Source organism: Yersinia sp. Marseille-Q5920 (genome assembly GCF_946902935.1).
Classification (GTDB): Bacteria; Pseudomonadota; Gammaproteobacteria; order Enterobacterales; family Enterobacteriaceae; genus Yersinia; species Yersinia rochesterensis.
In genome coordinates this window covers 166,424-188,800 of sequence record NZ_CAMPQA010000005.1, presented here as the reverse complement: position 1 = coordinate 188,800, position 22,377 = coordinate 166,424, and the positions used below count along the sequence as shown (strand labels likewise).

Genomic DNA, 22,377 nt, shown 5'->3' with positions numbered 1-22,377 from the left:
TTTTCGTTATTCCGTCTTAATTGATTTATATCATATGAAAGTAACAAATTATTTCCTAAGGTGGGACATTAGCACTCTATTCTATGTTTTATTTTCGTCAAAATAATGTCCTTCGCAAAGGGAATGTCGATGAATAACAATAAAAGATCTATCGCTGGCTCACTGAGCCGCCGTGAATTCATTCAAACATCTGCCGCAGTCACCGGGGCTGCAGCAATTGCCGGTTCAATCACCCTACCTTTTTCGGTGCAAGCCGCGCCAGAACAGGCGGCTTCAGTCAGCAAAGAAACCATTAAATACAGTGCTTGCTTGGTTAACTGCGGTAGCCGCTGCCCACTAAAAGTACATGTCAAAAATGGTGAAATTGTTAAAATTGCTAATGAAGCTATTTATGATGATTCCACCTTTGGCGAGCATCAAATTCGGCCCTGTTTACGTGGCCGTTCGGTCAGATGGAAAACATATAATCCTGACCGAGTAAAATATCCCATGTTGCGAGTGGGCAAACGCGGCGAAGGTAAATTCAAACGAATCAGCTGGGATGAAGCCACCACAATTGTGGCTGACAATCTAAAAAAAACCATTCAACAACATGGTAATGAAGCCATTTATTATCAATATGGTTCTGGCTCTACCGGGGCTAATTTACAAGGCCGTAATGCTTGTAAAAGAATGCTCAGTTTGCTCGGTGGTTTTCTGGATCAGCACGGCACCTACTCCACGGCGCAAATTAATACCGTGATGCCTTATATTTATGGTAATGCCGATGAAACTCTGCTGGATGAAATTAAAAACTCCGACTTAGTAGTGATGTTTGGCCATAATTTGGCAGAAACACGCATGTCAGGTGGTGGCCAATATATTGAAACGGTTCATGCGCTGGGGAAGAGTAAAGCTAAAGTCATTATTATCGACCCACGGATGACTGACAGTGTCACCACCCTCAATGCCGAATGGATCCCTATATTTCCCGGCACCGATGCCGCACTGGTCGCCGCATTGGGTTATGTATTAATTAAAGAAAACCTGACCGATGAGGACTTCCTGAAGGAATATTGTGTAGGGTGGGATGCCAGCACATTACCCGCCTCTGCTCCGGCCAATAGTTCATATAAAGATTATATTTTAGGTCTGGGTATCGATGGCTTAGAAAAAACACCGCAATGGGCCAGTGAAATAACCGGTATTGCGCCAACCCGTATTATCCAACTCGCACGCGAGTTAGGAAATGCCCGTGCTGCTTGGATTTCCCAAGGTTGGGGCATTCAGCGCAGCGCTAATGGTGAGCAAGCTGCGCGCTCAATTATGATGCTGCCATTGATGACCGGTAATATCGGCAGAGCCGGCACCAATACCGGAGCCTGGGGCGGGAATGTTAAATATCCAGTGCCGGGATTCAATATTCCCAATCCTGTAAAAACAGCGATTCCTTGTTTTATGTGGACAGACGCTATTTTCCGTGGCACTGAGATGACCGCTAAAAATGCCCATGTGAAGAATAAAGATAAACTTGATACCAATATTAAGTTTATGTGGAATTACGCCAGTAACGTGATTGGAAATCAGCATTCTGACCTGAATAAAACCCACGGTATCTTGCAAGATGAATCACTGTGCGAATTTATTTTAGTGTGGGAAAACCACATGACCCGCTCGGCTAAATATGCTGATTTATTATTACCCGATGTCACCTCGGTGGAATCAAATGATTTGATTGATAACTCCTATGCCAGCGGGGCTTATCACTATGTGACGCGGCTGCAAAATGCTATCGAACCTATGTGGGAATGTCGCCCGTCTTATGATGTTTTAGCCGAAATTGCCACCAAATGTGGCATTGGGGAAGCCTTTACCGAAGGGCATTCCCAGCAAGAATGGATTGAAATCAGTTATAACAAAATGCGCGAAAAGAACCCGGCACTGCCGCCCTTTGAGCAGACCAATGACAAAGGAATAATTGACCGGATTTATGCTGACAGCAGTCAATATATCGCCTTAAAAGACTTCCGCGATGACCCGCAAAATAACCCATTGAAAACCCCATCCGGCAAAATTGAGATCTACTCTGAAGCGCTCGCCACATTGGAAAAAGAGTGGCAATTGGCACCCGGAGATCGTATTACCGCCGTCGCTGAATATTGCCCGACATTTGAAGGTGTTGGTGATGTAGAAACCCTGAAAACCTACCCACTGCAAATGACCGGTTTCCATGTTAAAGGCCATTGTCACTCATCTTATTATAATGTCGCCATGTTGCGTGAAGCAGTGCCACACCAGTTTTGGATGAACCCCATCGATGCGCAGGCCCGTGGCATTCAACCCGGTGATATGGTCGAAATATTCAATGGCCGGGGGCGGATGCGTATCGCGGTCAAAATTACCGAGCGCGTTTTACCCGGTGTCATTAGCGTGCCACAAGGAGCATGGCGCAATATCAACAAGGAGGGCATTGATGTGGGCGGTTGTATCAATACCTTGACGACCCAGCGCCCTTCGCCATTAGCGAAAGGTAACCCACAACACACTAACCTCGTTGAAGTTAAACGCGCATAAGGAGTTGAAAAATGAAGCAATATGGTTTTTTTGTCGACTCCACCAAGTGCACCGGGTGCAAAACTTGCCAAATCAGCTGCAAGGATGAGAAGAACTTGGATCTCGGGCCAAAATTACGCCGAGTTTATGAATATGGCGGAGGAAGTTGGACGCAACAGGACAATATTTGGGTACAAAATGTCTTCAGTTATTACCTGTCCATTGCCTGTAATCACTGTTCGTCGCCGACTTGTGTCACCGGCTGCCCGACCGGCGCGATGCACAAACGTGAAGAAGACGGCTTGGTAGTGGTGAATCAGGATTTGTGTGTGGGTTGCCGTTACTGTGAGATGCGCTGCCCCTATGGTGCGCCGCAATTTGATGCCAAAAAGAAACTGATGACCAAGTGCGATGGTTGCTATCAAAGAGTTGCCGAAGGACATAAGCCAGTTTGTGTCGAATCTTGCCCGCAGCGGGCATTAGATTTCGATGAAATCACGATATTACGTGATAAATACGGCCAAGAAAATGCGGTAGCGCCCTTGCCTCATGCCCATCTAACACACCCTAACCTGGTTATCAGAAGCCATCGTGATGCCAAACCATCCGGTGATACATCAGGCCGCATCCAAAATCCGGCGGAGGTATAAAATGCACGAATTACCTTTGGTATTCTTCACCGTACTGGAGCAAACCGCCGTTGGGTTGTTTGCTTTAGTGTTCTTAAGCCATCAACTCGGCCTGACCACGGCACAGCAGCTCAAACAGGCTAATATTCTCGGCCTGATTTTGATGCTTGTGGGCTTAGTCATTGGCGCGCTGCATGTTGGGCAACCCCTACGCGCGATGAACATGTTACTCGGCGTCGGCCGCTCCCCGATGAGCAATGAAATACTGCTCAGCAGTCTGTTTGTGGCGATGGCTTGTGGCACGGTCTTCTTCTCCGTCATGGTGAAGAATACCATGCTGGCAATGCTGTGTAATGTGGCGACAGTGATTTTTGGCTTAGCCTTTGCGTGGTCAATCACTCAAGTTTATCAATTGACCACAGTGCCTAACTGGGATACCTCATACACCTCATTGCAGCTATGGATGACCGTATTGGTCGGCGGCGGCGCTTTCGCCATCCTCACTGGCGCACGCCAGTTGGGTGCCACGGCATTGTTAGTCGGCGCTATCGTGACATTGGTGAATAAACCCGGCTATTTAAGTTTCTTGGGGCACAGTTCTGTGGATCTAAGCAGCCAACAATCTGTATTTTGGGGAGTGCAAATCCTGCTGCTCACATTGGGTATTTTCGTGGCCGCAGCTGCATTACTGAAAGACCGAATTCCCCGCACGACACTGGCGGTGAGTGCTTCAGCGCTAGTCATCGGTGAATTGGCTGGGCGCATTGCTTTCTATAATCTCTGGCAAGTCCCGATGTAATTCAACTCACTGATTTTTCTTAATAACCGAGTAGCCGCCTTCCCCTGCGGCTACTCAAGACGAAAGTGACCGGGCCAGGAGAGAGAAGATTTTGACGTTATTAAACACCACCTTACCACGCATTCTCGGCGCATGTTTTTACTATCCCCCGCAGTCCGATACAGTGCGGCGTCTCTGGCCATTGCTGCCACAAATAAAAGATCTTTTCCCATGGCCCCACCCGGCCAACATTGCCCGCTGCTGCCAACAGATACCTGATATTTCACCAGAACAATTGGAATATGACTTCTCAGTGCTGTTTGAGGGGCAAGGTGAAATGCCCGCGCCGCCGTGGGGGTCAGTTTATCTGGATAAAGAAAATATTCTGATGGGCACCAGCACCCTGCAATATCGTGAATTTCTATCAACATTAGGGCTGGCAAGTCAGAGTGCTATTCATGAGCCGGAAGACCAGTTTGGGTTAATGCTTTTGGCTTTGGTGCATCTCATTGAACAGCCACATTTAACTCAGCAACAGCCAACTGACGCGGCAATAATGCTGCTCACCGAGCACCTGCTACCCTGGGCCTACCGCTATCTTGAGCTGGTCAAAAATGCACAGCTCGAGCATCAGGTTTATCCGCTTTTAGCTGAGATTACCGAGTGTTACCTAAAAACCCTGCAACTGAAATTGGGTTTATTCCCCCATCCCTATGAGCTATATCGGTGATAAAAAAAATCGATGAATAGAGACGAACGCTACTATAAAGCCTATATGGAAAGTCGGGTTATTAGCCGCCGGGGGCTATTTCGTGGCTTATTAAAAGGGGCGGCTAGCGACTCATCACCGGCAAGTCACCCTCATCCGGTAATAAAAAATCCCTGCCAGAATACTTATATCTATTGTGACAGTTGCGCCGATTATTGTGAAAAACAAGCGCTAGTCTGGCGGATCAACCAGCCTCCAATTTTAGTTGATGAACTGTGCGATGGCTGCGGTGAATGTGTGGTTAAGTGCCCGGCAATGGCACTGGAGATGGCATTAACAAGCTAGAGAATAAGGGATTAAATTGGATGCTATTGGGAAACCAACAAATGCCCCCGATAACTTCAGGGGCATGGGGCTAAAAATACTTAATTGCCATCTTTACCGTATTGCGGGGAGCGCGGGCCATACAAAATACCATTTGGCGTTCCAGCCGAAAGCATTCTGACGCTGGTTATACCGGCAATATCATGGCTTTTGTCAGTCATGGTATTGACAATCTGAGAGACCGCCGCCTGAACCAACATACCAATAACGCCACCAGAGGAGCTGTCCCCTTCATTACTGGATGCAGTAGCACTGCCACTCCACAGCAATTTACCCGTTTTTAAATCAACCAATTTTGCATTCGCCGTTACACGGGTGTCACTGGTAATTATCTGATATGAAGTGCCATATTGGACGATGGTTATGTACAGCACCGCATCAGCACCAAAGATTTTGTGGAGCTTAGCAGGGCTGACTGCATTGATATCGCCCGCATTGGTCATGCCATTTTGTTTAAAGGTCTCTTCAACGACGGCGACGGGCAACACATAGTAACCTGCTTCAGATAACGGGTAAGTAACCTGAGACAACACGCCATGGCTGGCTTCTACTTCAGGTGACTGGTTTTGTGGCAGTAGCACCAAAATACTCCGCGGTTTGCTTTGCTTAAACGCAGAATAGTCCTGATGTACTGGCTTGGCGCAACCGGTCAATAACAGCGCCATCATGACAGCACATATCGCAAAAATAGATTTCATTTAAATGCCCCTTTATCCTTGCTCATTAAGAAATCCATAAACGGCGCAGACTCAGGGAATGTCGACTTCTCCGTGTTAAATTCAGCCATCGCCAAGTCTGTATGCCCAGTATTGCCATACAGCATGCCCAGATGTGCATGTAAACCAGGGGGGACTGGCAAACCTTTAGCGCGTGACTTTTCAATACTCTCTTTTAAGGCAGCAATTTGCTGCTCAGGGCTGGCATCGGATTTATAGTATTGATAAACCGTCGCTTGGTAATTATCCCAGTGATAAATCGGTTTCGGTGCCGTGGCACAGCCTGCCAGTACAGCGGCGGCTAATAGCAAAGACATCTTTTGTGTCAATTTCATTTTGCAGTATCCATACTCATTATTAAGATTTATTTCGCAGGCTGCCATGCCCCTGATTCAATGCCAGTGACTAAATTATTAACCGCTTCCCGAATGGCTAAATCCAATACTTTGCCATTCAAGGTTGAGTCGTAACTTGCCGTGCCGCCAAAACCAATAATTTCACGGTTAGACAGTTCATACTCACCCGCGCCCTGTGAAGAGAACACCACTTCTGAGGTATTAACATTAACAATATTCAGATTCACTTTGGCATAAGCCACCTGAGATTTACCACGACCTAAAATACCAAATAGTTGGCGGTCACCCGTTTCTTTGCGGCCAAACTCAGTCACATCGCCGGTGACAACATAGGTTGCCCCTTTCAACTGCTGGCTTTTCCCAGAAATGGCGGCTTCGTTTTTCAACTCTTCCATATTGGTACGCTCTAATACATTAAAGCGGCCAGTTTGTTGCAAGTGCGTCACCAAAATAGTTTTTGACTGATTTCCCAAGCGATCCACACCATCAGAGAAAATTCCGTTCATATAGCTTGAACGATTGTCAAATTTACCCACTGAAATAGGGCTGCGAGGGCCATTATATTGCGTGCCATAAGAGGCAACTTTTGCCACTTCCAACGAACGAGAGGATTCTGTCGCGCATCCACTCAATAAAGTGGTCGTGATTAGGGCGACAGCCCAAAGTGTTTTTTTCATCATAAATTAAATATTCTCAAAAAAAGATTAGAAGCATAGCTGGGAGGAATAAATAACATACCGTTAACTTCATTTAAAACAAACAGTATTCCCAGAGAGGAAAAACCAATAAAAATACCATAAAAACAAAGGTATAGTTAATTTATTTTGATTTTAAGGCATTTTTATCCGCGAAGAATAGTAGCAGAAACGAAATGCGTTTAAAAATATTTAAAAAAATGACTTACAGGGAGAGTTAGCTTAATAAGTAAAACATATTTTTATTTAAAAACAGTTTGTTTCATCACTTATTATTTTAGCTTCTATTAGCCCAATTGATTATAAGTTTCCATCTGTATTTTTAGGCATTCATTACGCTCGTATCCTGAAAAAATGCTTGCCCTGAACTCGCGCTAAATACACCTCATTTGGATGAATGCACTAAATAAGTAACCCCGCATTGCTGATGCCAGTACAATGTCCGCATCTTGAAGTACCTTGTTCCCACAGGAGCTACACCGTGCAACATTACCCAGCCAGCTATACCCATGATGAAGTCAGCGGCGAATATCATATTCATTATCGCGACTTTCCAGAATCAGGTTCAGTGACTTACTCGGTCGACGACATAGAGTTAGAAGCTCAAGACGGTATTAAAAATGGCATTGCCACACAAATAGAAGAACAGCGCCCTGTCCCTGCCCCGTCAGCGTTGCAATCGGGTGATATTGCTATTCACGTGCCTATTTTAGTGCGCCTGAAAGCAGAATTGCACAATGCTATGCTCACCACCCAAACCCGCAAAGCCGATATGGCGCGCAAACTGAGCCTAAATGCTGCTCAGATGGATCGCCTGCTGGATGTGTATTACGCCTCGAAGGTTGAAGCTCTGGAACAAGCCCTTTATTTACTGGGCTTTGAATCGGATGTGGCAGTAAGAAAAATCTAAAAATAACGCTGACGCTCCCGTTATCGCTTAAATTTGAGTCAAGAGAGTAACAAATTGTTATTAGGCGATAATTTAAAAAAAACGTTAATAGCTTCACACTTCAATACATTGACTAACATTCATTACTGTTTTTGTACAAAAATGTGATCTGATGCATGAAGTTACAGTATTGAAAATCGCTCTCTATTGGGATTACATTAGCGCCATTGACTCGCAGAAGTGGCTGAGTGACTCAGTCTGGCGAGGTGGCTCCAAGGAGGAGTGGTCAATGAAGTATTTCTTTATGGGTATCTCAATTATGTTGGTGGTTTGGGTTGGCACTTTCATGATGATGGTCGAATAATCATCGGCTGAGATATTCACTACCTGACATCGTATAAAGGACGCATTTGCGCCCTTTATCACTTTAGGGTTCACATCATTCCCCCGGCATCATTCTACGCAAAGTATCATCACGGCGGATATAATGATGATAAAGTGCCGCCAACGCATGCGCCCCAATCACAAAGTATCCTAAATTAGCAATTAACTCATGGGTTTGCTTGAGATACACCCGCGCATCATCATTGGGTGTTACCCACTGTGGAACTTGCCAACCGAGCAAGAACCACGTTTTTCCTCCATAGGCCTGCGCCAAAACCCCCAATATTGGCAATGATAAAAACATCAAATACAGGCACCAATGTAAAATATGCGCCCCTAATAGCTGCCAATCCGGTAATTTGGGCGTGATCGCCGGTGTCACATTTTGATGCCGCAGCCAGAGCCGCACCAGCATGAGTAACCAGACAGAAATACCAAAATTGAAATGCAGGTTTTTCACCAAGGTTCTATCTTCATCAGGTACCGAGTCACTGAGTAGCATCGCCGCATAGGTCAAAATGATCATCAATAACGTTAGCCAATGTAAGGTTATCTGAGGTAATGAATAGCGATTTCTCATAGCCGCACACTCCACTGAAATAACTCAATTAATCATAAGCATGGTGTAAACAGATGAAGAGAACATGAAGAATGGATGGGTAATAGAGTGAAAAAGTGTTTTTATTCTGACTGAAGGTCTAAGCCACCAGCCAGAATAAGTGTATACGCCGCTAAAAATCGCTAACGGATTAAACCGTTTCCCCCGGAGTGGATTTCCCCGGTTTCAGCAAACCATCAGCACGGAACATACTTTTAATCCCGCGCACCGCCTGGCGGATCCTGTCCTGATTCTCAATCAGAGCGAAACGGACATGGGTATCACCATAATCTCCGAATCCAATCCCCGGCGAGACACAGACTTTTGCATCAGATAGCAAGCGCTTGGCGAATTCCAGCGATCCTAAATGAGCATAAGGTTCGGGAATTTTCGCCCAAACATACATTGATGCTTTTGGATTCTCGACCATCCAACCCGCTTCGTGCAACCCACGAACCAAGGCGTTACGGCGCTGGCGGTATTGTTCGGCGATATCACGCACGCACTGTTGATCCCCTTCCAGCGCAGCAATGGCTGCTACCTGCAATGGGGTAAAGGTGCCGTAATCGTGATAGCTCTTAATTCGCGCCAATGCATTGACCAGTTCGGGGTTACCGACCATAAAACCAATGCGCCAACCCGCCATATTGTAACTTTTAGATAAGGTAAAGAATTCGACCGCAATGTCTTTCGCCCCCGGCACTTGCATGATTGATGGCGCTTTCCAGCCATCATATACAATGTCGGCATAGGCCAAATCATGCACCACCAGCACATCATATTGCTTTGCCAACGCCACTACGCGCTCAAAAAAGTCCAGCTCCACACATTGCGCCGTTGGGTTAGACGGGAAACCAAGGATCATCATTTTCGGTTTTGGAATGGTTTCACGAATGGCGCGTTCCAGTTCACCAAAGAAATCAATACCTTCAGTCAGCGGCACCGAACGGACTTGTGCACCCGCAATCACCGCACCATAAATATGAATGGGATAGCTGGGATTGGGCACCAACACGGTATCACCGTGATCCAATGTGGCCAGCATCAAATGTGCCAGCCCCTCTTTCGAGCCGATGGTGACAATGGCTTCACTTTCAGGGTCAATATCCACCTGATAACGATCCGCATACCAGCGAGAAATCGCCCTGCGCAAGCGAGGTATCCCGCGCGAGGTTGAATAGCCGTGGGTATCTTCACGCTGCGCGACGCTGCACATTTTCTCAACAATATGCGGCGGCGTCGGGCCATCCGGATTACCCATACTAAAATCAATGATGTCCTCACCACGGCGACGCGCCGCCATTTTCAACTCAGCAGTGATATTGAAAACATAAGGGGGAAGACGATCAATACGGGCAAAACGACGTTTGGAAGGGGATTCAGCCATAATTTCCTCGAAGATACGTGAGCGCCCGGACCGTCCGAGCGACGCTGACCATCAAATGGTCTAACATGAAACATATCCTAGCGCTTGATAGCTGTCGATAGGCTGATAACAAATTTCCAACTCATCGGAGTTCAGCGCGATGGCGGACATTCACCGGCTAATAACCCCAATACCCAATCATCACACCACTGTCCATCAAGCTGAAAATTATCACGCAAAGTGCCTTCCAATTGGAAACCACAACTCTCCAGCGTTCGCCGCGAAGCATGATTTCCCACGGTGACTGTGGCTTTCATCTTATGGAATTGGCATTGTTGGAAGCCAAATGCCAGCACCGCCATCAGTGACTCTTTCGCAAAACCTTTACCGTGATAAGAGGGCAAGATGGCATAACCCACCTCGGCTTGCTGGAGCGGCAACCATTCCGCCAAAAAACCCGTCAGCCCCATCGCCTGCCCACTTTCTTTTTCGCGGATAACCAAACATAACCAGTGGTTGGAGGTTTTCTCCCACGGCATTACACGTGACTCAAAACGGGCGCGTATTTCGGCCATTTCCAGCGGGTCCGCAATATAGTGCTGGACGTCCGGGTCTTGATGTAGCTGCAAAAATAGCGGCCAATCTTGTTCATTAAGGCTATCCAGAACCAACCTTGGCGTCCGCAAAGAAATGGGGGAGTGGCTAAACATCGGGATCACAGGCACTTTTTTTCCTTTAATTTTAAGATGTTAATCGTAAAAAGAACGGTAAAAATTAAAGAGGAAATTTTGCCAAAACCTCATCCCTTTATTCTTCTCTATTTTACTTAAATAATGTCACCTCAAGATAACAAAAAATAAACAAATGCTCAGTAAAACGCAAACTTCTTACCGCGACCTCAACCTACAGCTATTGGAGAGTCAACATCATGGCTTCATTACAAATCGACGATATTCCCGCAGCCATCAAAGCGGTGAAGCAACAATTGCGCCAAGCGCTCCCCAATTATCGGCAGGTTTTCCACGCCGTAGAAGAGAATATCCGCCAACAAGTGACTGAGATCCGCCGTAGTCTGGCTCAAGGCGAGAATCCGGTCCCTCGCATTCATGCCGATGATATTATCAATGGCAAAGTCACCGACGAACAGAAAGCACAAATCAAAAAACGGGGCTGCTGCGCCATTCTCGGGGTGTTCCCGACAGAGAAAGCCGCAGCATGGAACCGTGAGATCGGCAATTATCTGGATCGTAATAATTTTGTCGAGCGCCTGAAAAATGCTGCGGAAGATAACTACTTTGGCACGCTGGCGGCCAGCAAACCCCAAATTTACGGCATTTACTGGTCAACACCGCAAGTCGAAGCCCGCCAAGATCCGCGCATGAATGCAGTGCAGATATTCTTAAATAATCTGTGGCAAACCAAAAGCAATGGCAAGCAACACTTTGATGCTAATCAGGTCGTGACCTATGCTGACCGCACCCGCCGCCGCCCGCCAAAATCCTCATCTTTGGGCCTATCGCCTCATGTAGATGGTGGCTCAATTGAGCGCTGGTTAGATGAAAATTTCCGTCATGTTTATCGCCACGTGTTTTCCGGTGAATGGCAACAATACGATCCTTTCGCAGCTGAAGGCCGCCCGGAAGTGCGAGAGTTTCCGTCACCGGCGGTGTGCTCTATGTTCCGAACATTCCAAGGGTGGACGGCGCTGACACCACAGCGCACCCATGCCGGGACGCTAAATGTGATCCCGATTGCCAATGCCATGGCCTACATCCTGTTACGTGCTTTGCAAGACGATGTCGCCGATGATGACTTGTGTGGTGCGGCACCGGGCCGTGCTTTATCGGCCTCTGAACAGTGGCATCCTCTTTTAATGGAAGCTATTTCCCCTATTCCAGATCTGGAAGCCGGTGACACTGTATTTTGGCACTGCGATGTCATTCATTCAGTGGAAAACGAACATCACGGCGAGTTTGACAGCAATGTGATGTATATCGCCGCTGCCCCAGGATGTGAAAAAAATGCTGCCTACTTACCGCGCCAGTTAGCCAGTTTTATAGATGGCCGTTCACCGCCAGACTTTGCTGCCGATGATTTCGAAGTCGATTTCACCGGCCGGGCTACAGTCGATAATTTGACAGATATTGGCCGACAACAACTGGGGATGACAAAGTAGCCGTATTCCGCTTGATACTCTGCCGGAGTTTATTCCTCCGGCAGCCTTCCCCGGCTATTCGGCTCAATAGCACGGATAAAGTAGCAGTCGACCACTATTTTCCTTATAGTTAGCCGCTTACCCGCCTCAAGATCTGATAGTTAGAACCCAAGATCCCCCGGTTGTTGCCAACAGTAAATGTTGCTAACAGAAAATGTTGCCAAGAGAAAATAGTGTGCACCAGATATTTGAAATGCTACTGGCGGTATTTGATCGCGCCGCACTGATGTTAATTTGCTTGTTCTTCCTGACCCGCACCCGCCTATTTCGTCAGTTACTACAAAAAGAGAAACATACGCCGCTGGAATTAGCCGCCGTCACCGCGATCTTTTCGCTGTTTGCTATTTTCGGCACCTATTCCGGCATTAATGTTGAAGGTTCTCTGGTGAATGTGCGGGTCATTGCCGTCATGTCCGGCGGTATTTTATTTGGCCCATGGGTCGGGATTATTACCGGGCTTATCGCGGGTTCCCATCGCTATTTAATTGATATTGATGGTATTACTTCGGTACCCTGCTTAATTACCAGTATTATTGCGGGCTTGATGTCGGGTTATATCAACCTGAAAGTCAAAAAAGAGCGCCAATGGAGTATTGGCATTCTGGCCGGTATGATTTGTGAATCGCTGACTATGCTCTTGGTGGTTATATGGGCCAAACCGACAGCACTGGGTATCGATATTGTGTCTAAAATCGCGATTCCGATGATTTTAGGGGCGGTCTGTATTGGGTTAATTGTGCTGCTGGTGCAGAGTGTCGAGGATGAAAAAGAAGTCATTGCTGCGCGACAAGCAAAATTGGCGCTGGATATTGCGAATAAAACCTTGCCCTATTTTCGCAATATCAACGGTGAATCATTGCGCAGTGTCTGTGAAATTATTCGCAATGATATCAAGGCTGATGCAGTCGCCATCACCGACACTCAACATATTTTGGCGTATGTCGGCGTCGGGGTGGAAACCTATAATATTGGCCATGAAATAATCAGTGATATCACCAAAGAAAGTATTCAGCGCGGTAAAATTACCATCCGCAATAATGATGAAGTCCACCGGACTCCCCAAATTCATTCCCTGATTATTATCCCGTTATGGGAAAAAGGTGAAGTCACTGGCTCGCTGAAAATCTATTATTGCCATGCCCACAAAATCACTTACTCACTCAAAGTCATGGCGGTAGGATTATCGCAAATCATTTCAACCCAGATTGAGGTTTCGCGTATTGAACACCTGCGCAAAATGGCCAATAAGGCGGAATTGCGCGCGCTGCAAAGTAAGATTAATCCGCACTTTTTATTTAATGCTTTAAATGCTATTTCCTCGTCAATTCGTATCAATCCAGATACCGCGCGCCAATTGATCATTAATTTGTCTCGTTATTTGCGCTATAACCTTGAATTAAATGATGAACAAATTGATATCCGTAAAGAACTGCATCAAATTCAAGACTATATCGCCATCGAACAGGCGCGTTTTGGCAGCAAGTTGACTGTCATTTATGATATTGACGATGATATTGCGCTAAAGATCCCCAGCTTGTTGATCCAGCCGTTGGTGGAGAATGCTATCGTGCATGGTATTCAGCCGTGCCGCGGTAAAGGTGTGGTGGTGATCGCAGTTAAAGACAGCGGCGACCAGATAAAAATTTCAGTGAAAGACACTGGCAATGGAATTAATCAGGAGACCATTGCGCGCGTGACTAATAATGAAATGCCAGGCAATAAAATTGGTTTACTGAATGTCCATCATCGAGTGAAATTACTCTATGGCGAGGGTTTGCAGATACGCAGAATGGAACCGGGCACCGAGATTTCTTTTTATATCAGCAAGAATGGTGGCAAAGTCCATGCAGAACCCAGTATTTCAGCCGGAGTTTAACCCGTGAAAGCAATTATTGTCGAAGATGAGTTTCTGGCTCAGGAAGAATTAAGTTATCTTATCCGCCAGCACAGTAATATCACCATCGAAGCCACCTTTGAAGATGGGCTGGACGTACTTAAATACCTGCAAAATCATCAGGTTGACGCCATTTTCCTCGACATTAACATTCCATCATTAGATGGGGTTTTGCTAGCGCAAAATATCAGCAAATTTGCCCATAAACCCTATATTATCTTTATTACGGCTTATAAAGAGCATGCGGTAGAAGCCTTTGAAATTGAAGCTTTTGACTATATTTTAAAGCCTTATCACGAATCACGCATTGTCACTATGCTGCAAAAATTGGAAGCGCTGCATAAGCGTGATCACCAAAATAAAGAGCAAAACAACAGCCCCAGTCACCGCCCGGCAGCCCATACCATCAATCTGATGAAAGATGAGCGCATCATCGTCACGGATATCAATGATATTTATTATGCAGCGGCGCAGGAAAAGGTCACTTTAGTTTACACGCGGCGCGCAGAATTCATTATGCCGATGAATATCACTGAGTTTTGCAGTCGCCTGCCTGAAGAGCACTTTTTCCGCTGTCACCGCTCTTATTGTGTAAATTTAGCCAAAATCCGCGAAATTGTGCCCTGGTTTAATAACACTTATATCCTGCGACTCAGTGAGTTGGACTTTGAAGTCCCCGTTAGCCGCAGCAAGATAAAGGAATTTAGGCAACTGATGCGCCTTTAAATGCATTTCATTCCTCTCTGAATGCAGCTCATTCCCCTTTCGATCTATAGTTATTAGCCCGCCCGTATACTGGTTTCATTCGGCGGGCTGATAACACCGCAATACCAGATTTCCGGTGCTCCATCAGCGCGTAATTCTTAGGCTCCGACGCCATTACTGACCACTATCACGTCAGTAATAGCCATATTCGGGCCGTATGCATTAATGTCTAAGGAGTCCGGCATGAGCAGTAAACCGGTAAATCGTTGGCTAATTGTTGTTGGTACCATCATCGTTCAGATGGGGTTAGGCACTATCTATACTTGGAGCTTATTTAATCAGCCACTGGGAGAAAAATTCAGTTGGTCACTGGGCGCGGTGGCGACCACTTTCTCTATCACCAGTTTCTCTCTGGCTATCGCCACATTATTTGCGGGCCGCCTGCAAGAGCGCATTGGTATCCGTAAACTGACACTGATTTCCGGCATCATCCTCGGTTTGGGGTTGATTGCCAGCTCTTTTGCCACTTCGCTCGGGATGATTTATCTGCTGGCGGGTATTGTAGTGGGCTTTGCTGATGGCACCGCCTACATCACCACTCTATCGAATCTGATTAAATGGTTCCCAGAACGTAAGGGGTTGATTTCAGGTATTTCTGTGGGTGCATTTGGCACCGGCAGCCTGTTGTTCAAATACGTGAATGCCAGTTTAATTGCTAACCAAGGTGTTTCGTTGGCTTTCTTCTACTGGGGCATTATCGTGATGGTCTTGGTTGGGGCCGGTTCTTTCTTGTTGCGGGAAAAAATCGTCGCGCCACAAGCCGCTAGCTTACAATCTGCCCATACTGGCCGTGATTTCAGTGTTAAAGAGATGCTGGCGGTCAAAGAATCTTACTTCCTGTTTGTCATTTTCTTCACCGCCTGTATGAGTGGTTTATATCTGATTGGTATCGTGAAAGATTTAGGCGTGCAACTGGCAGGAATGGATTTAGCCACCGCAGCCAATACCGTGTCCGCCATCGCCATTTTTAACACCGCCGGGCGTATTATTCTGGGGGCGCTATCCGATAAAGTTGGCCGCCTGCGGGTTATCAGTTTTACCTTGCTGGTGACCACCTTGGCAGTATCCGTATTAAGTTTTGTCCCGCTGACTCACGCCCTGTTCTTCTTGTGTGTTGGTGCCATTGCTTTCTGTTTTGGTGGCAATATCACGGTATTCCCAGCGATTGTCGGCGACTTCTTCGGTTTAAAAAATCACAGCAAGAATTACGGGATTATCTATCAAGGGTTTGGTTTAGGCGCACTGGCAGGATCATTTATTGCGGCACGTCTGGGCGGGTATCACGCGACCTTTATCGTCATTGCGGTGATGTCTGTGGTTTCCTTGCTGTTAACCCTGATTATCAAGCCGCCAAAAGGGGCGACTGCCGAGACAAAAAATATCTCAACAGCCCCAACTGCGGTCACTGCTAGCAGTCACGCGTAATCATTCTCCGCCGTAAAAAAGCAGAGCCTTGGCTCTGCTGAGGTTAATAACAAAACTGTTGATAACTGAGTGAGTGAAGGGTCGACCGCACCTAGGGGCACTTCGACGGCTTACGCCGTTACGACCCTAGCGGCACGTTTCTCCTTCATTTGACTTTGTCGGCAGTCGAAGCAGAAAGTAATAAATACGGCATCAAGGATGAAGGGTATACCCTAATTTCTGACGCAAATAAGCCCCCGCCCCCAGCAAACCGGGTTGCTGATGAGTAATCATATAGACCGGAATATCCTGCAAGAAATCTTTGAAACGGCCTTTATCTTCAAAAGCACCGCGAAAACCGGAAGCTTTGAAGAACTCCATAAAGCGCGGCACAATACCGCCAGCAATATAGACACCGCCAAAGGTGCTGAGATTTAAGGCCAGATTGCCGCCAAAGCGCCCCATAATCACGCAAAATAGGGATAATGCGCGGCGACAGTCTGTGCAACTGTTAGCCAGAGCGCGTTCAGTCACATCTTTCGGGGCCAGATTCTCGGGCTGGCGGCCATCAGAAATCACAATTGCCCGATATAGATTGACCAGCCCCGGCCCAGAAAGCACCCGCTCGGCGGAAACGTGGCCCAGTTCCTGACGCAATACCGCCAAAATCCGGTCTTCTTCTTCACTATTGGGCGCAAAATCCACATGCCCGCCCTCACCCGGCAAGCTTATCCAGCGACTATCCACATTAACTAAATGCGCCACCCCCAATCCCGTCCCCGCACCATAGACCGCAACCGGTTTGCCCGGCTGTGGCGATGTGCCGCCAAATTGCAATACATCCTGCGGTGACAGCATTGGGATCGCCATTGATACCGCGGTGAAATCATTGATGATTTCTAAGTACTTTAACCCCAGATTTTGCTGCATTGTGGCGATAGAGAATGCCCACGTGTGATTGGTCATGGCTACCCAATCGCCAGTAATCGGGCAAGCAATGGCGATACAACCATGCTCTACAGTGACCTTATGCTCTGATAAATATTGTGTAATGACAGCTTCCAGACTGTCGTAATCTAAACCTGAATATGTTTTTGCTTGTGATATTTCGCCCGTCGCCACAGCGCAAAGCGCCAAACGGGCATTCGTGCCGCCAACATCACCCACCAGGGCATAGCTCGTCATCAGAAACTTCTCCGTTACAGATATTCTTAACTTCAATTATGCTCACTGTAAAATCAGGCTGGAGAAACAACAATCTCAATACTGGAAACCGTTTCGCTTTGGGATAAAGATCACATAAAAACGTTTCAGCAGCGGCTAATTGTTACTGCTGACGGTAAAAAACAATGGGGGATAAATCAAAATCAGTTTGAACCGCGCCCTTCGCCAGAAGCTGGTTTGAGTTCTACGGGCTGCCGTGAACGAATAATTCGCCCCCGCAAACTGTCATAGGCCCAGTTGTAAAATAGGGTGTAAGGCAGGAAGAACAGGAAGAAACCCACCTCCAGCATAAATGCCTGTAACAGAGAAACCCCCAATACACCGGCCGCAATCGGCAAGCCGATCAAGATAAACCCACTTTCAAAGCCCAATGCATGGAGTGCCCGCACACGTAGGGTCTTGGCGACACGACTAACCGGCCAGAAGGTGTCAAACAAGCTGTTGTAAATAATATTCCACAGCATCGCCACTGAAGAAAGAAGAATGGCCAATGTGCCCATTTGTAATATGGAGCGATCGAGTAACCATGCCCCGACTGGCGCACAAATAGCAACGGCAATGACCTCAAAACCCACGGCATGGATAATCCGCTCAAATAAAGATTTGCGATGAACTTGCATAAAACACCCACTTAATTAATCAGAAACAGATTGTCGATGGTGATTATCATCGATTTTTAAGATAGATTAAAAATAGAACCCATCGATAAAATAGATAGTTTATGCATTATTCCCCCGAAGCACTGATTGCGTTTGTCGAAGCCGCTGCCCTCGGCTCATTCTCAGCAGCTGCCCGCAAGCTGCGCAAAAGCCAGTCGACCATCAGCACCGCTATCACCAATTTGGAGGCGGATCTGGGTTTAACATTGTTTGACCGACAAGCCCGACTACCGGTGTTGACTGACCATGGGCGGCGAGTGCTCTCCCATGTGCAGGAAATTCTAGCTGCCAGTGAGCGGCTGGATAACCTCTCCATCCGTTTGGCGGCCCAGGTTGAGACCCGGCTGACATTTGTATTGTCTGATACCTATCAGCCTACCCATCATGAAAGCTTATTGCGCCGCTTTGAACAGCGTTATCCTGATATCGAATTTGAGTGTTTAATTGCCGAAGATTTCGATGTGATTGACTTACTGCAACTTAGGCGGGCGCATATTGGCGTGGTGGAAGTTCAGCATCATTACCCGCCGGACATTGCTGCTAACCGATTACCCGCCCAGACGGAAATGGCAATTTTTGTCAAACCCGACCATCCGCTGGCGCAGTTACCCCATGTCCACCCCGAACAATTAGCCACCACCCGACAACTTCGCCTGAATACTTATAACCGCACCGAGCGCAATCAGTCGCAGGGGCTAATGTGGTCAGCGCCGAGTTATTTGATGTTGCTGGAAATGGCAGAGCAAGGCTTCGGTTGGGCTATTTTACCGCGCTGGTTAGTTGAGCAATACAGTCATAAAAAACTGGTCGCCTTATCGACCCTTGGTTGGCCTAAAACTATCTCAATTGACGCCGTTTGGTCGAAAAAAAACCCGCCGGGGCCAGCAGGTTATTGGTTGTTGGATCAATTGACCGGTAAGACAAATAACGGCCAGTGAAGTCAGAGCGCTGTATTACCGGCCTGAAGAGATTTGGCTATATTGACCAATAATTCAAGCGCATCCATTTGCGGCAATACCACCACGATAAAAGCCAATCGTTATAGCTCTGCTGCGGCCCATAAATAGCTCATTCAACCACATACCCTTGGTTATTGATCAGAAAAATAATGGAATTTAATCCACCACGCAGCATTGATCCTAACTGACCAAATTCAGTGACCAAAAGCAGACTCTGTGATCTCGCCAACTTACGAGAACAGTGGAAACGCATACATTAAGGCGTCGTTTACTCTCATCAATAAGGGGCATCATGGTCTACCAAGCAGCTTCCTCCCGCTATCAGGAAATGGAATATTACCGTTGTGGTCGTAGTGGATTAATGCTGCCGGCTATTTCTCTCGGCCTGTGGCATAACTTTGGCGATAGCACCTTGTATGAAAATAGCCGTAATCTGATTCATCGGGCTTTTGACCATGGTATTACCCACTTTGATTTAGCCAATAACTATGGCCCGCCCCCTGGATCCGCTGAGCTGAACTTTGGCCGAATATTGCAGCAAGACTTACGCCCTTACCGTGATGAACTGATTATCTCGTCCAAAGCGGGCTATACCATGTGGCCCGGCCCTTATGGGGATTGGGGTTCAAAAAAATATCTGGTCGCGAGCATCAATCAAAGTTTGCAGCGCATGGGTTTGGATTATGTTGATATTTTCTATCATCACCGGCCAGACCCTAATACCCCGCTAGAAGAGACCATGGCGGCACTGGATTTACTGGTGCGCCAAGGCAAAGCCTTGTATATCGGCTTGTCGAACTACCCTGCGGCACAAGCGCGCCAAGCCTGTGAAATTCTCGCACAGCTCGGCACCCCCTGCCTGATTCACCAACCTAAATACTCTATGTTTGAGCGCTGGATTGAAGCCGAGTTACAAGATACGTTGGATGAATATGGCGTCGGTTCTATTGCTTTCTCGCCACTGGCGGGCGGCTTGTTAACTGACCGCTATCTGGCAGGAATTCCATTGGATTCTCGGGCAGCCAGTGACAGTAAGTTCCTGAATCCAGAGCAACTTTCAGCAGAGAAACTGGTCAAGGTTCGTCAATTAAATGAACTGGCGCTTGATCGCGGGCAGAAACTGTCGCAAATGTCGTTAGCTTGGGTATTACGTGGTGGGCGGGTGACGTCAGCCCTGATTGGGGCCAGTAAAACCAGCCAAATTGATGATGCCGTCGGCATGTTGGCAAATACCGAGTTCAGTGACGCAGAAATAAAAGCGATTGAAGATATTTTAGTGTAAACGTTCTCTTTTTAATCACTAAACAGGGGGGATGCCCCCTGTACCCTCTTCATTACCCCCACAGATAAATCCTAAATCCGTATTTTACAGTTTTATCCGAATCTCAACGGCTGACTTTCTGTTTAAGATGACGCCATAGCCTATAAGGCAAAAAAGGATAAATAATGTTAAAGACGGCCATATTTAAATCAATAATGTTAAAACTGAGTATCCTGAGGCCGAGAAAGATAAAACCTTGGCCGTCGATAACCATATTGCTGATAACAATATTAGCCTGGTTCCCTCTTATCCCCATGGCGAATGCCGAGAGCATTGAATTGCTGCCCAGTATTTCTTTACACATTGGCGAACAGGATCGCAATGGTAATTATTGGGATGGTTATGACTGGCGCGACCGCCAATGGTGGAAAAATCATCAAGGGCGAGATTTAGGCGAGCGTAATCGTCATGGTCATTACTGGGATGGTCACCGCTGGCAAGAGAGAAATTGGTGGAAAAAGAACTATTATTACCGCGAAGGGCGCTACTGGAAACATGACAAGCATCATGACAACCGCGGCAAAAAACATCACCGTGGCCAAGGGCGTGATCATCACCATCACGACTAACTCGCGTGCAGTCTCTCAGACGGGTTTATATCTTTAACCCGTCTGACTGATAAACCTAAAGCAGACTCGCCAGCAGATAACCATTTAATCCGATTACGAACAAGACAACAAATTTACCCAGAATCTGAGTCAGTTTGTTATCAACCAACTCCCCCATCAATTCTTTATTGCCGGTGAATACCAATAACGGCACCAGCGCCAATGCAATGCCAAAGCTCAGTAAAACTTGGCTCATCACCAGTATTTTAGTCGCGTCCATGCCGATCATAATGACAATAAAGGACGGCAACATAGTGATCGCGCGGCGTAGCCACATTGGAATATAAAAGTGCACAAACCCCTGCATCACCACTTGCCCAGCCATGGTGCCCACCACTGTCGATGACAGGCCGGCGGCAACCAAACTCAAACCAAAAACTGTGGCGGCAGCATTGCCCAGCAAGGGTTGTAAGGTCAAATAGGCTTCTTCGATTTCGGCAACATGTTGATAACCATTGAAATGGAAAGCCGCAGCAGCGGTTGCCATCATGGCCAAATTCACAAAACCAGCAATCGTCATGGCAATCGCCACATCAAACTTGGTTGAGGCGTAGCGCTCAGTTTTGGATTCTTTGCTTTCCGTCTGTGTTAATGCTGAATGCAGGTAAATGACGTGCGGCATAATTGTCGCCCCCAAGACCCCGGCGGCTAAAAACACCGCGTTACTGTTAGGTAAGCTCGGAATAATCATCCCGCGCCCCAGGGCCGCCAGTTCAGGTTGAGAGAAAATCAGTTCAACAATATAAGATGCCGCGACGAACAAAAGCAGCCCACCAATCACCATTTCGATTGGCTTTTGCCCACGGTTTTGCAGCATAAGAATGAGGAAAGTGGCGATGCCAGTCAGTACCGCGCCTTGTAGCAGTGTTACACCTAGCAGCAATTTGAAGCCGATAGCGGCCCCGATAAACTCGGCCAAGTCTGTTGCCATCACGATAATCTCGGCCTGCACCCAGTAAGCCCATACTACCGGGCGTGGGAAACGATCACGAATATGCTCCGCCAGATTCTTACCGGTCGCGATCCCAAGTTTTGCTGACAGCAATTGGACTAACATCGCCATGACATTAGCCCACACCACCACCCATAAGAGAGTATAGCCAAAGGTAGCTCCGGCTTGAATGTTAGTCGCAAAGTTACCGGGGTCGATATAGGCAATGGCAGCAATAAAGGCAGGCCCCATCAGGGAGAGTTTTATCCTCCTTGAGTTACGGCGGGGTGTATCGACAGCACGGCTATTCAACATTCAGTATTACCCTTGGAAATTTACGGCTACTCTCTTATCACCCATA

Annotated in this window: 23 protein-coding genes; 14 read left to right on the top strand and 9 right to left on the bottom strand. The window is 47.1% G+C overall.

The features are described from left to right. Window positions 1-129 precede the first annotated feature (129 nt). The 5 genes from OVO64_RS09280 (at window position 130) to OVO64_RS09260 (ending at window position 4,993) form a co-directional block, all read left to right on the top strand. A complete protein-coding gene (locus OVO64_RS09280) occupies window positions 130-2,553 on the top strand; it encodes a DmsA/YnfE/YnfF family dimethyl sulfoxide reductase (protein ID WP_038634888.1) in 2,424 nt (807 codons plus the stop codon). A gap of 11 nt (window positions 2,554-2,564) precedes the next feature. Then, the gene (locus OVO64_RS09275; protein WP_038634891.1) at window positions 2,565-3,182 is read left to right on the top strand and encodes a DMSO/selenate family reductase complex B subunit; all 618 of its coding nucleotides are present in this window, start codon (window positions 2,565-2,567) and stop codon (window positions 3,180-3,182) included. A 1-nt stretch (window position 3,183) separates the two neighbouring features. Continuing rightward, complete coding sequence (locus OVO64_RS09270) at window positions 3,184-3,960, top strand: dimethyl sulfoxide reductase anchor subunit family protein (protein WP_267248727.1); 777 nt, start codon at window positions 3,184-3,186, stop codon at window positions 3,958-3,960. Window positions 3,961-4,051: 91 nt separating this feature from the next. Beyond that, window positions 4,052-4,669, top strand: coding sequence for a TorD/DmsD family molecular chaperone (locus tag OVO64_RS09265; RefSeq protein ID WP_038634897.1), 618 nt, complete (start codon window positions 4,052-4,054; stop codon window positions 4,667-4,669). A gap of 12 nt (window positions 4,670-4,681) precedes the next feature. Then, a complete protein-coding gene (locus OVO64_RS09260; protein WP_038634900.1) occupies window positions 4,682-4,993 on the top strand; it encodes a 4Fe-4S binding protein in 312 nt (103 codons plus the stop codon). A gap of 80 nt (window positions 4,994-5,073) precedes the next feature. Here OVO64_RS09260 and OVO64_RS09255 read toward each other — a convergent pair whose 3' ends face one another. Genes OVO64_RS09255 through OVO64_RS09245 form a run of 3 tightly spaced genes read right to left on the bottom strand, consistent with a single transcriptional unit; the run spans window position 5,074 to window position 6,784 of the window. Further along, on the bottom strand, window positions 5,074-5,730 hold the full coding sequence (locus OVO64_RS09255; protein WP_038634903.1) for a DUF799 domain-containing protein: 657 nt from the start codon (window positions 5,728-5,730) through the stop codon (window positions 5,074-5,076). Beyond that, window positions 5,727-6,083: a DUF4810 domain-containing protein gene (locus OVO64_RS09250; protein WP_038634906.1), complete on the bottom strand. Its 357-nt coding sequence runs from the start codon at window positions 6,081-6,083 to the stop codon at window positions 5,727-5,729. Before OVO64_RS09250 ends, OVO64_RS09255 begins: the two co-directional genes overlap by 4 nt. A 29-nt stretch (window positions 6,084-6,112) precedes the next feature. After that, a complete protein-coding gene (locus OVO64_RS09245) occupies window positions 6,113-6,784 on the bottom strand; it encodes a CsgG/HfaB family protein (RefSeq protein WP_038634908.1) in 672 nt (223 codons plus the stop codon). Window positions 6,785-7,280: 496 nt separating this feature from the next. On the opposite strand from OVO64_RS09245, the gene OVO64_RS09240 reads away from it, so the two are divergent. Both OVO64_RS09240 and ypdK read left to right on the top strand, forming a co-directional pair. Next, entirely contained in the window at window positions 7,281-7,709 is a 429-nt protein-coding gene (locus tag OVO64_RS09240) for a hypothetical protein (protein WP_267248726.1), read from the top strand. A 268-nt stretch (window positions 7,710-7,977) separates the two neighbouring features. Continuing rightward, complete coding sequence (gene ypdK, locus OVO64_RS09235; RefSeq protein ID WP_098057507.1) at window positions 7,978-8,052, top strand: membrane protein YpdK; 75 nt, start codon at window positions 7,978-7,980, stop codon at window positions 8,050-8,052. 75 nt (window positions 8,053-8,127) lie between these two features. Here ypdK and OVO64_RS09230 read toward each other — a convergent pair whose 3' ends face one another. The 3 genes from OVO64_RS09230 to OVO64_RS09220 form a co-directional block, all read right to left on the bottom strand. After that, complete coding sequence (locus OVO64_RS09230) at window positions 8,128-8,652, bottom strand: cytochrome b (RefSeq protein WP_050291458.1); 525 nt, start codon at window positions 8,650-8,652, stop codon at window positions 8,128-8,130. A gap of 169 nt (window positions 8,653-8,821) precedes the next feature. Next, window positions 8,822-10,057 (bottom strand): alanine transaminase, encoded by a 1,236-nt coding sequence (gene alaC, locus OVO64_RS09225; RefSeq protein ID WP_038634919.1) that lies wholly within the window; start codon window positions 10,055-10,057, stop codon window positions 8,822-8,824. Window positions 10,058-10,188: 131 nt separating this feature from the next. Continuing rightward, window positions 10,189-10,746: a GNAT family N-acetyltransferase gene (locus tag OVO64_RS09220; RefSeq protein WP_042562610.1), complete on the bottom strand. Its 558-nt coding sequence runs from the start codon at window positions 10,744-10,746 to the stop codon at window positions 10,189-10,191. Window positions 10,747-10,964: 218 nt separating this feature from the next. Here OVO64_RS09220 and OVO64_RS09215 point away from each other — a divergent pair, with 218 nt between their 5' ends. The 4 genes from OVO64_RS09215 (at window position 10,965) to OVO64_RS09200 (ending at window position 16,335) form a co-directional block, all read left to right on the top strand. Then, the gene (locus OVO64_RS09215; RefSeq protein ID WP_050291459.1) at window positions 10,965-12,212 is read left to right on the top strand and encodes a DUF1479 domain-containing protein; all 1,248 of its coding nucleotides are present in this window, start codon (window positions 10,965-10,967) and stop codon (window positions 12,210-12,212) included. Window positions 12,213-12,426: 214 nt separating this feature from the next. Further along, window positions 12,427-14,127 (top strand): sensor histidine kinase, encoded by a 1,701-nt coding sequence (locus tag OVO64_RS09210; protein WP_038634925.1) that lies wholly within the window; start codon window positions 12,427-12,429, stop codon window positions 14,125-14,127. A 3-nt stretch (window positions 14,128-14,130) separates the two neighbouring features. Further along, window positions 14,131-14,871, top strand: coding sequence for a LytR/AlgR family response regulator transcription factor (locus OVO64_RS09205; protein ID WP_038634928.1), 741 nt, complete (start codon window positions 14,131-14,133; stop codon window positions 14,869-14,871). 222 nt (window positions 14,872-15,093) lie between these two features. Then, on the top strand, window positions 15,094-16,335 hold the full coding sequence (locus OVO64_RS09200) for an OFA family MFS transporter (protein ID WP_038634930.1): 1,242 nt from the start codon (window positions 15,094-15,096) through the stop codon (window positions 16,333-16,335). 192 nt (window positions 16,336-16,527) lie between these two features. Here the strand turns inward: OVO64_RS09200 and glk are convergent, their stop codons facing one another. Both glk and OVO64_RS09190 read right to left on the bottom strand, forming a co-directional pair. Further along, window positions 16,528-17,499 (bottom strand): glucokinase, encoded by a 972-nt coding sequence (glk, locus tag OVO64_RS09195; protein ID WP_267248725.1) that lies wholly within the window; start codon window positions 17,497-17,499, stop codon window positions 16,528-16,530. Between the two features lie 182 nt (window positions 17,500-17,681). Next, window positions 17,682-18,158: a multidrug/biocide efflux PACE transporter gene (locus OVO64_RS09190; protein WP_145510160.1), complete on the bottom strand. Its 477-nt coding sequence runs from the start codon at window positions 18,156-18,158 to the stop codon at window positions 17,682-17,684. A 101-nt stretch (window positions 18,159-18,259) separates the two neighbouring features. On the opposite strand from OVO64_RS09190, the gene OVO64_RS09185 reads away from it, so the two are divergent. From OVO64_RS09185 to OVO64_RS09170, 3 genes are all read left to right on the top strand, one after another. Further along, a complete protein-coding gene (locus OVO64_RS09185) occupies window positions 18,260-19,135 on the top strand; it encodes a LysR family transcriptional regulator (RefSeq protein WP_145510161.1) in 876 nt (291 codons plus the stop codon). A gap of 313 nt (window positions 19,136-19,448) precedes the next feature. After that, window positions 19,449-20,438, top strand: coding sequence for an aldo/keto reductase (locus OVO64_RS09175; protein ID WP_050291460.1), 990 nt, complete (start codon window positions 19,449-19,451; stop codon window positions 20,436-20,438). Window positions 20,439-20,602: 164 nt separating this feature from the next. Next, window positions 20,603-21,046, top strand: a complete 444-nt coding sequence (locus OVO64_RS09170; RefSeq protein ID WP_072089030.1) for a DUF2502 domain-containing protein — start codon at window positions 20,603-20,605, stop codon at window positions 21,044-21,046. Window positions 21,047-21,101: 55 nt separating this feature from the next. Here the strand turns inward: OVO64_RS09170 and OVO64_RS09165 are convergent, their stop codons facing one another. Next, complete coding sequence (locus OVO64_RS09165; RefSeq protein WP_038634952.1) at window positions 21,102-22,331, bottom strand: Nramp family divalent metal transporter; 1,230 nt, start codon at window positions 22,329-22,331, stop codon at window positions 21,102-21,104. Window positions 22,332-22,377 lie beyond the last annotated feature (46 nt).